This is a genomic window from Gemmatimonadaceae bacterium (assembly GCA_035633115.1).
In the GTDB taxonomy this organism is placed as follows: domain Bacteria; phylum Gemmatimonadota; class Gemmatimonadetes; order Gemmatimonadales; family Gemmatimonadaceae; genus UBA4720.
On record DASQFN010000111.1, the window covers coordinates 170,470 to 180,310 of the forward strand.

General features: G+C 60.8%; 10 protein-coding genes. 2 read left to right on the forward strand and 8 right to left on the reverse strand.

Features of this window, described 5'->3' with window-relative positions; genetic code table 11:
• Positions 1-53: 53 nt before the first annotated feature.
• The 5 genes from VES88_15650 to VES88_15670 form a co-directional block, all read right to left on the reverse strand.
• Complete coding sequence (locus VES88_15650; protein ID HYN82923.1) at positions 54-986, reverse strand: DMT family transporter; 933 nt, start codon at positions 984-986, stop codon at positions 54-56.
• Between the two features lie 228 nt (positions 987-1,214).
• Positions 1,215-1,820, reverse strand: a complete 606-nt coding sequence (locus VES88_15655; protein ID HYN82924.1) for an isoprenylcysteine carboxylmethyltransferase family protein — start codon at positions 1,818-1,820, stop codon at positions 1,215-1,217.
• Between the two features lie 5 nt (positions 1,821-1,825).
• Complete coding sequence (locus VES88_15660; protein HYN82925.1) at positions 1,826-2,734, reverse strand: phosphotransferase; 909 nt, start codon at positions 2,732-2,734, stop codon at positions 1,826-1,828.
• Between the two features lie 26 nt (positions 2,735-2,760).
• Positions 2,761-4,665: a S9 family peptidase gene (locus VES88_15665; GenBank protein ID HYN82926.1), complete on the reverse strand. Its 1,905-nt coding sequence runs from the start codon at positions 4,663-4,665 to the stop codon at positions 2,761-2,763.
• Positions 4,666-4,846: 181 nt separating this feature from the next.
• Positions 4,847-6,877: a S9 family peptidase gene (locus tag VES88_15670; GenBank protein HYN82927.1), complete on the reverse strand. Its 2,031-nt coding sequence runs from the start codon at positions 6,875-6,877 to the stop codon at positions 4,847-4,849.
• A 177-nt stretch (positions 6,878-7,054) separates the two neighbouring features.
• On the opposite strand from VES88_15670, the gene VES88_15675 reads away from it, so the two are divergent.
• On the forward strand, positions 7,055-8,182 hold the full coding sequence (locus VES88_15675; GenBank protein ID HYN82928.1) for an exo-alpha-sialidase: 1,128 nt from the start codon (positions 7,055-7,057) through the stop codon (positions 8,180-8,182).
• Positions 8,179-8,457 carry a MoaD/ThiS family protein gene (locus VES88_15680; protein ID HYN82929.1) on the forward strand — a complete coding sequence of 93 codons (279 nt, stop codon included), beginning with the start codon at positions 8,179-8,181 and terminating at the stop codon, positions 8,455-8,457. The genes VES88_15675 and VES88_15680 overlap by 4 nt, the downstream gene beginning before the upstream one ends.
• A 310-nt stretch (positions 8,458-8,767) precedes the next feature.
• Here VES88_15680 and frdD read toward each other — a convergent pair whose 3' ends face one another.
• From frdD to VES88_15695, 3 genes are all read right to left on the reverse strand, one after another.
• The gene (frdD, locus tag VES88_15685; GenBank protein ID HYN82930.1) at positions 8,768-9,121 is read right to left on the reverse strand and encodes a fumarate reductase subunit FrdD; all 354 of its coding nucleotides are present in this window, start codon (positions 9,119-9,121) and stop codon (positions 8,768-8,770) included.
• Positions 9,122-9,538, reverse strand: a complete 417-nt coding sequence (locus VES88_15690; GenBank protein ID HYN82931.1) for a hypothetical protein — start codon at positions 9,536-9,538, stop codon at positions 9,122-9,124.
• On the reverse strand, positions 9,535-9,841 hold a 307-nt coding region (locus VES88_15695), incomplete at its 5' end, for a 4Fe-4S dicluster domain-containing protein (GenBank protein HYN82932.1). The genes VES88_15690 and VES88_15695, both read right to left, overlap by 4 nt.

The following is a 9,841-nucleotide window of genomic DNA, read 5'->3' on the forward strand; positions in this document are numbered from 1 at the left end:
AGTTTCCCGCTTTCAGTTAATCCGTTTTTCCGTGTCGAATCGTGTAGCCTGGGCTAGGGGTGCTCGACCTCTACATGAACGCGCTCGCGCCGCACGAGATAAATGCCGCTGGCGATAATCACCAACGCTCCGAGAATCGTGACGGGCATGGGAAGGGTCTGCCATACGAACCAGTCCAGTCCGACTCCCCACGCCAGCGCGGTGTACTCGAACGGTGCGATCAACGATGACTCCCCGAGTCGAAACGCCTCGGTTATCGCGAACTGGCCGATCGATCCGGTGACAGCGATCCCGGCAATCACCAGCCAGTGTTCCGGTCTTATCGGCCGCCACTCCGGCAGCGCGATGAGGCCCGCTCCAACGCCAACGGTCAGCGTCAGCCAGAACATCATGCTCTCGGTGGTGTCGGTGCGGCCGAGTATGCGGACGGTGATCGCGGTGAAGGCGTAGGCGACGGCACAGCCAAGGATGGCGAGGCCGGGAATTGTCATCGCGCCCGCACCGGTAGGTCGGAGCACTATGAGCACGCCCAGAAATCCAATCGCGATCGCAGCCCAGCGCGTCCAGTCGACCTGCTCTTTGAGAATCACCACTGCGAGAATCGTGATCAGGAGAGGGGCGACGAAAAAGATTGCATACGCTTCGGTGAGTGGGAGTGATCTCAGCGCAAACGCGAAGGTGGCGAGCATCAAGATGCCGAGGCCGCCGCGAATTGCGTGCAATCCAAATCGGACGTGGAGCAGCTGCCTGTAACCGCCGCGCATTCCGACCCAGATCGCGATAAATGGGAACGCGGAGAGTCCGCGCAGCGACGCAACCTGAAATGGCGAGTAGTGTGGCGCGAGGACTTTCAGGCAGGCGTCCATCAACGAGAGCGCGCCGACGGCAAAGATCATCGCCGTCACGCCTCTCAGGTTATCGCGTGCCTGTGCGTGCGGTCGTTCTGACGGCTTTGCGGCCACTGCAGGCGCTGCGCTTTCAGTCATGAGGACTCAAAGCTATCGACCATTTTGCGCCGTGCGCGAAGGAGGGCATTCTTTCTGCGCCGCTTCGCGCGAGACAAATGCGGAGGGAGAGCAATGGCCCGACCTGAAAGTTCGAGGGAGTGCAGAGCGTCGCGTACCGCAAACCCGGCGACGCCTGCGACGCCGGTCACGTCGCTGGGGGACAGCCTATCATGAGCGTGCGCGATATCGTTGACGCATCAGTCCCGGCTAGGGTGTGGTCGAGCGCCATTTCGGAAGAAACCGCCCCGTATTGTCCCTGTAGGTCTGATACGGCTCGCCGAAGCGATTCAATAGATGTGCTTCTTCAGTTGCGGTGCGAATGCCGAGCAAAATGAAAACCACCGCGCCCGAGATCAGGATGAACCAGTTCGCCGCGATCAGCCCCATCGCTAGAACGAACATCGCCATTGCGTCGTAGAACGGATGCCGCACCCATCGGTACGGGCCTTGTGTGACGAGCGTGTGCTCTTTGCGGGTGACAACGGTGTCGGTGAGATTCGTGCCGAGGCTGCGGAGCGTCCACGCCAGAAATGCGAGACCGATGACGAAGATCACTGCGCCGGTCCATCGCAGCCAGTCGGGAAGTGATAGCGACGACCACGCCATCCAGCCCGGATTGATCAGGTAGGCGAACACTCCTCCCCAGAGAAAGAGAGCGATGGGTCGCAACGTCGCCAGGATGAAGACGCCTTCCTTGCGCCGGTCGAGTGGTTCTCTCGTCGCTCCCGCACGAATGCGATGGTAGCCGGTGATCACCATCATTGCGACGAAGCCTGCGCCGAGGACGATCCGAAATGTTGTCTCGTGCTCCATCGGTTTCACATCCTTCCCTGTGGCGCCACGCAGTGCCCGAGCGCTCGCACAGCGGAGTCAATGTATTCCTGCCTATGCGTCTCGAGGCCGAAGACAATGTCGCCAATACATTTGGCTGCGGCGAGGAGCCGCGCGCGCTCCCTGAGTCCGTCGTCAACGGGAACGCGATAGTGCGACAGAACCACGTTCGTGAAATCGAGTCCGCCCCAGTGGAACATTCCCGCGAAGTCGATTGCGGGATCGCTGATGGAGATCTCACTCCAGTCGATGATCCCGGTTACCTGTCTCGTGCCGGAATCGAGGAGGATGTGCTCGGCTGCGAGGTCGCGGTGCACCAACGTTGAAGTGACGCGATCCATATCGTGCGCCCCAACGCGAGTTTTGAACAGCGTGCGCAGCTGCTCTTCGAGGGCATCGACTCCGACGTGCTTTACAACGTGGAGGTCACCCGCGGCTTCGTCCCGTACCTCGTTGAGCAGCGCCTCGGGGGCATACCGCGGCACGCCGCATTGGGTCGCATCGTCGATTGGGAATGAGTGCACGAAAGAGAGAAATTCGCCGAGTATCGGCGCGAGCTCGAGCAATTGCAACCGATCGAGCTCGAGGTCGATGCCCGGTATGCCCGGAAGCTTTGGGTAGCCGACGAAATGCCTTGGGAAGTCCGGAGATGGCTTGCCGTGAAATGAGAACGCTGGAACCGGAACCGGCGTTCGTTCACCGAGACGAGGAAGAATCGCGGTTTCGATGGTGAGCTGAGCCTCGACGTCTGCCCGCTTTGGAAATCGAAACACGAGCTGTCCATTCACCTCGAATGCAGTGCTGTCGTAGCCTTCGCCGAGGTAGCTCGCTTGTACGGGACGGAGCTCGGGGAACTGTACGCCGATTATTTCAGCGACAGTATGTCGATCGATCACTGCTGCCCGAGGAATGCGGTCAACGCTTACCGCGCTATCTGCCTTGTCCCGGGTCGCAGGTATTTATCAAACCAATCGAGATTGCTCTGCATCAACGCTACGTGCATCCTAGGCTCGTTCGGGCCGTGTGGCTGGCGTGGCAGGACGAGCATCCGCGTCGGGACGCCCTGACTTTTCAAAGCGTTGTAAAGCTCATATCCCTGTGAAATAGGAACGCGGACGTCGGCGTCGCCGTGCTGAATAAGGGTAGGCGTCGTGACGCCTTTGATATTGAACATTGCCGAATGCTTGCGGTAACTGTCCGGATTGTCCCAGAATTCGCCGCCGAAATAATCGGGAATGAATCCTGGAATATCTGCCGTTCCCGTAAAGCTCATCAGGTTCGTGACCGCAGCTCCTGCCGACGCAGCCTTGAAGCGCTTCGTTTTCGTGACGATTGTGGAGGTCATGTAGCCCCCGTAGCTCCAACCCATCACGCCCAGGCGCTCGGGATCAGCCACGCCCATCGCGACGACTTTGTCGACGCCAGTCATGATATCCTCGTAATCGCCACCGCCCCAATCCTTGATGTTCGCGTAGCGAAACTCGACCCCGTACCCGCTCGAGCCACGCGGATTAGGGCGAAGCACGGCAAACCCGCGTGCCGCAAACGAAGCGAGCGGGTAGGCACTGCGCCCGCCGATATAGCTGTTCTGGAAGACTCCGGCCGGACCGCCGTGAATATTGACGAGCAACGGCACTTTGGTCCCCGCGGTGTACCCAACCGGATAAGTAAGCAGACCTTCGATATCGCGGCCGTCGGTGCTTTTCCAGCGTACGACTTCGGTCCGGCCGACCGGCATCCTGGCCAGCTCCGTATTTGCCTTCGACACCTGGGTAGGTGTCGCGTCACCAATCCTGGAAACAAAAGCCTCGGGCGGACGTGCGGAGGTCTGCATGACCATGCCGAGCATGATCGAGTTTCGATTGATGTTTATTCCGCTCATCAGCACGTCGGCGGTTTTTATCGGGGTGATCGTGCCCGCAACGACGTCGGCTGTGTATAGCGCGGTGCCGGTGCCCTTCGACTCGCTGAAATAGATCTTCCGGCTGTCGGCCGCCCAGCCTATGATGTTCGGCTGACCGTCATGCCCGATCGGCATGTTCTTCGGCGCTCCGCCGGCTGACGGAAAAACCGTGATGTGCCCAGTTCCCGCCCAGCGGACCGGGAGATCGCTGACTACCATCGCGATCCATTTTCCGTCCGGCGAATAACTGGGCGAACTTTCCGCGGCCTGCGTTGCGGCGAATGGGGTAACCCTGGCCGTTGCAACCTCGACGACGGCTACGTCAGCCGAAGGCCAATCGTTCGCCACCGGCGATTTCACCCGGCTGAAAACGATTTTTCTGCCATCGGGCGACCAATTGAAACCGCTAATGTGTTGGTTTTCATTCGTCAGCTTGCGTGCTTCGCGCTTACCGTTCGCGTCCTTCGCAGCGGGGATGACGTAGAGGCGGGCGAACTTGATATTCTCATCGACCCAGCGAAAATCGTTCTTCGCTTTGTCGTTCTTTTCTTCGTCATCGGTCTTGGCGTCGGGCGAAGCATACGCAAGCCAGCGTCCGTCGGGCGACCATGCGAAGTCGGTCACGGACGATTTCAAGTCAGTGAGCTGCTCGGCCTCACCTCCGGCAACGCGCAGGACGTAAAGGTTGTTCTTATTGTCCTTGCGACTGGAGGTGAACGCGATCAGCTGACCATCCGGCGACCACTTCGGGTTCGTGGATGATTTTTCGGCGAACGTAATCTGAAAATTCTCGCGGCCGTCGGTCGATGCGAGCCAGATCTGTGTGACATACTCGCTCTTGTCGGCGGTCATTACTGCATCGTTGATGGTGTAGACAACGCGGCCGCCGTCCGGTGAAACGCGCGGATTTGCGATCGTTTTCATCCGGACCTGCATATCCGGCGACCAGGCCGAAGCACTCTGGCCGGAGGCAGCGCTTAATGCGCACGGGAGAAGGATCAGAGCGAAGGAAGCTTTCGACATCGATCTCATTTGGATTCTCTCCCCAAAAGATGGCCAGGGTAAGGCGGCTCGCCTGGGCAATCCTTGCGCGCCGCCTTCCTTGTTACGGTTTCTTCGATCCGAGCTTCACCGAATCCGGGTCGATGATCAGCCCCTTGAGGTGCGATGTGATCGACTCTGCCACCGTGGGTTGCACGCGACCGCCGAGGCATTCGCCGAAGAACTCCTCCATCGCGCGATAAAGCGCGAGCCTGTTGTTGGGGTTGGCGAACCCGTGGCCCTCATTCGGGGCAACGATGTATTTGACCTTCACGCCCCGATCGCGCAGAGCGGCCACGAGCTGATCCGCTTCGAGCTTTGTTACACGAGGATCGTTCGCGCCCTGAACGACGAGCAGCGGAACGCGAATGCTGTCCACCCTGGTGAGTGGTGAGCGCGCCAGCATGTCCGCCCGGTCAGCCGGCTTTGCGGGATCGCCAACGAACCGGAACCAGGATCCTTCCATGAACGGACGCCAGTAGGGTGGGAACGACTCGACCAGGGTCACCAGGGAGGAGGGACCGACGTAGTCGACACCGCAGGCGAACACATCCGGACTGAACGTGACCCCCACTAGTGTCGCGTACCCCCCGTACGAGCCGCCGTAGATGCCCACCTTCTTCGAGTTGGCGATGCCCTTTTGCACCGCCCAGTTCACGCCATCGAGCAAGTCGGTGTGCATCTTCCCCGAGAATTCCTTGACCGCGGCGTTGAAGAAGCTCTTTCCGTATCCGGTGGACCCGCGATAGTTGACCTGAAGAACGCCATACCCGCGATTCGCGAGCAGCTGTGCCTCGGGCTGATATCCGAAGTTGTCTCTCGCCCACGGTCCCCCGTGAACGAGGAGGATCATCGGGAGATTCTTCGCTTCGACGCCCCGCGGGGTCGTGAGGTATCCGTGGATCTTGAGGCCGTCCCGCGCCGTGAACGAAACGGGCGTTACATTCGAGAGCTCCGCCGGCTTGAGCCACGGGCGCGGGCGGTGCAGGAACTTCGACTGTCCCGTTTTCGCGTCGTAGAGATACGTGGCGCCCGGATCCGTTGGCGAGTTGAAGGAGACTATGTACTTGGACTCGTCGGCCGTTGACGATGAGATACCGGGTGCGCCGTCGTGAAGCTTGCGGACATCGGCGAGGAGTTTCGTAATCTTCTTCGTGCGCGGATAGACGCGCACCGTGTCGGCGGTGTACGTCGTCGCGATGAGTGAGTCCGTTACGTCGCTGAATACCGCCGACCCGAAGTCCACTTCACCCTTTGGGTCGCTCTCGATGACCGTCTCCTTGCCGGTAGCAAGATCGAGGAGAAGAAGGCGCGAGAGATTGGCCGTCCCGGCGTTACTCCTCACATAGAGGCGCTTTCCGTCGGGGGTGATCCTGAGAGGCGTCACATCCTCGGTGGCGGGGTATGTCGCGAGCGTTTTCCACGGGTCCCCGTCTTTCGCCCGCACCAGAATCTCGTTGGCGCCGCTGGGCGTCGACTGCGTAGCGACTCGTATCTGTCCCGCCTTGTCGATCAGGTAAGCGCCGTGCCGTCCCGGATTCTCGATGGCGAGATCGAGCTTGCCGCTCGCCAGATCCAGCCAGTAGGCATCGAAAGCTGCCGGAGTGCGCCTGTTCAATCCGATCAGGATCCTTCCCGGCGTCCTCCGGGGCACCGCGAAGATGGACGCGCGCACCTTGTCGAAGGGCGTGAGGTCGCGCGCGACGGGGACTCCCGCCTGACTCGGATCGACCGCGTAAATGCGGAAATTCTCATTTCCGCCTTTGTCCTGTGCGTAGAGGATGTAGCGTGCGTCGCGGGACCAGAAATACTGGCCAACGGGGCGTAGCGTGTCGGTCGTCATCACGCGCTCGTTCGCATCCGTGCCGTTCACCGGCCGGATGTAGACATTGAGCTTTCCCTTGTACGGCTTGAGGTATGAGAGCCATCGGCCGTCGGGCGAGATCTGCGCGCCGGCGATTTCAGGATTATCGAAGAAATGTTCCAGTGGTATCAGAGGCACAGTCGTGCGAACCTGGGCCGCGACGATGTCTGGGAGTGCGAGGCCACACAACACCATCAGGGTGAAGATGCTTCCTGGATTGCGCGCTCTCATAAACACCTCCTTTTGGAGTCTCATCGGTCGGGACAGATAAACGTAGAAGCAGGGCCCGACGCCCGGAAGACCGGCGGGGCGCGGCCGGGGGCCGACGGCAGGGCGGAGGTGAATTCATCTTCCGTTCGAGGGCGTGTATGCGCATGTTGCGGTTTCACGACGATCCGGAAGCCGAAGATGAACGCACAGCCCGCGGCAGAACCTCAGAGTAAGAGCGTCGCCCTCCTCGTGGGCACGATGAAAGGGGCTTTCTTATTGCGGTCCGATGAAGCGCGGAAGAGATGGCGCCTCGAGGGGCCGCACTTCCAGGGGTTCGCGATTTATGCTCTGCTGCATGACAGTAGAGGAGGCCGGAATCGAACGTTCGCGGCCGCGAACAACACTTTTATTGGAAGCACACTCCGCGCGAGTGCGGACCACGGCCGTAGTTGGAGTGAGCCTGACCAGTATACGATCAAGTTTCCCGAGGATTCCGGTCGTGCGCTCGCGCAGATCTGGCAGATCACACCGGGTCGCGCGTCCGAGCCCGACACATTGTATTGCGGCGTCGAGCCGGCAGCGTTGTTCGAGTCACGCGACGGTGGTGAGAGCTGGGAGCCGAACCGTGGGTTGCTGATGCACGAGCACCAGCCCAAGTGGCAGCCCGGTGCGGGTGGTCTGTGCCTGCATACCATAGTATTGGATCCCAACGATCCGAACCGGATGCTCATCGCCATCTCGGCCGCGGGGGTGTATCGCACCGACGACGGCGGAAAAACGTGGAATGCGCGCAATGTCGGTGTGCGCGCGGAGTTCCTGCCCGACAAGTATCCGGAGTTCGGGCAGTGCGTGCACAAGGTGGTTCATCATCCCTCGAAGCCCGAGCGTCTTTTCCTGCAGAACCACTGGGGACTGTACCGGAGCGACGACTGGGGCGACAGCTGGACTGACATTGCGAACGGTGTTCCGTCCGATTTTGGGTTTGCGATGCAGATGCATCCGCACGATCCGGAGACCGTGTACATAATCCCGCTCGAGTCCGACATGTTTCGCTGCACGCCGGAGGCGAAGCTGCGTGTGTATCGCACGACCGACGCGGGCGCGAGCTGGGATGCGTTGACCGATGGTCTGCCCCAGAAGAACGCGTATGAGACAGTGCTGCGCGATGCGCTTACGGCGGATTCACTCGATAATGCGGGGATTTACTTCGGCACGCGGAGCGGAAAGCTGTTCGGCTCGATGGATGACGGCGCGACGTGGCGCGAGCTCGCCGATGGATTGCCGCCGGTGGTCTGTGTGAAGACAGCGGTCATGACTGAGCAGTGATTACGATCGAGCTCCCGAAGTCGCTTGGGCTGTCGGTGGATGGGAAGACATTGGTGGAGATCGACGAGCCGTGCGCAACTGTCGGCGATGCGTTGGCGGCGCTCGGAAGACGATCGCCGGGTGTGCTGGATCGTGTAGTTGACGAACAGGGCGATGTCCGCAGGCACGTGAACGTTTTCAGGAATGGAGAGAGCATCCGCTTCCTTGACGGATTGCGTACGGCGGTTTCTGATGGAAGCATGATTCTTATTCTAACGGCCATCAGTGGTGGATAGCCGATGAGGGCGAGCGGTTAGAAGAGTCCGGACGACACCTTTCCGCGCGAACACCGCGACGAGAGTCCGACGCGCAGCTGCGGACGACATGGCGTCTGACGTCGGCGACAAAGTCGCACCGGGTACTCGCGCGCTGCACGACGCACAAAGCGCCGCGGCTCCGCATGCCAGCCATCGCATTACCGCCGGACCAGATGGCCAGCAGGGCATAGCGCGACGCGAGCGAATCACGGTTCGTCGGATGGCCGCTCTCCTAGTATTAGCGTAATCCACGACGCTACGCGCCACTCACGGCGGGCCGGACCGCCCTTTACGTCACCTGCGCGAGCAGATACCCGGCCCACAATGAGCCGACGAGCGCGCCACCGTAACAGAGCGGGTTGATTACTTCGTTCAGGTGCTTGATCTGCAACCCGTCATAGAGTGTGTAGCGGAGGCGATGAGCTGCGTGAAACAGCGACAACGTGCACAGGACGAAGAGAACCACGCGCGTGAGCGGATGACCCAACAGAACGAGCAGATGCTCGTGGCTGGGTGGCGAGATCCATCCGAGAGGGAACGCGAGTCCGAACAGGAACAGCAGACTGGGTATCAGCATCGCCGCCACCACGCCGCCGGCGCTGAAGAGCAGCCACAGCAAGGGCTCCACGGATCGCCTCGCCATTTACACTCCGAGAACGAGCCAGACCACGAGCGCTGACGACAGCGCCCAGGCCGCGTAGTTTGAGGCGATGATCCATGGTCCGGGAACTCGCCTGCCCAGCACGCGCAACACCATCGCCTGCGGCGCCAGGTTGAACCAGGTGATCGCGTGCAACGCGACGAAGCTCAGGCTCACGGTGTTGATGACGAGAACGACAGGGCTGCCGGACCAGGCCAGGAACTGTTCGTATCGAGAGTCCCCCTGGCTCACTGCGCGGACCAGCAGGAGGAGGTAGACGACCGACCACGCAACGAAAACGCTGCTCAGCTCGCGCAGGATGAACGCAAGATAGGACCGGCGTTCCAGCCACCAGTACGTGGACACCCGCGGGCGGAACCAGCGCGGATGGTACTCGGTGGGGGCCGAGGGTTCGCTCATCGCGCGCTCCATGGCACGAGGAAGTCGTGCAGCGAGTCCAGCGCAGCGGTCAGCTTGTAACGCTGAATGGCACCGGCGGGATCAACATTCTTCGGACAGACCTCGGTGCATTCTCCCACGAAGGTACAACCCCAAATGCCTTCGTGTTCGGAAAGGACCTCGAGTCGTTCGCTCGCGCCTTCGTCACGCGAGTCGAGGTTGTATCGCTGGGCGAGGGCGATGGCCGCCGGCCCAATGAACTCCTGGTCCAGGCCGTAGATCGGGCAGGCAGCGTAACACAGCATGCAGTTGATGCACATGCTG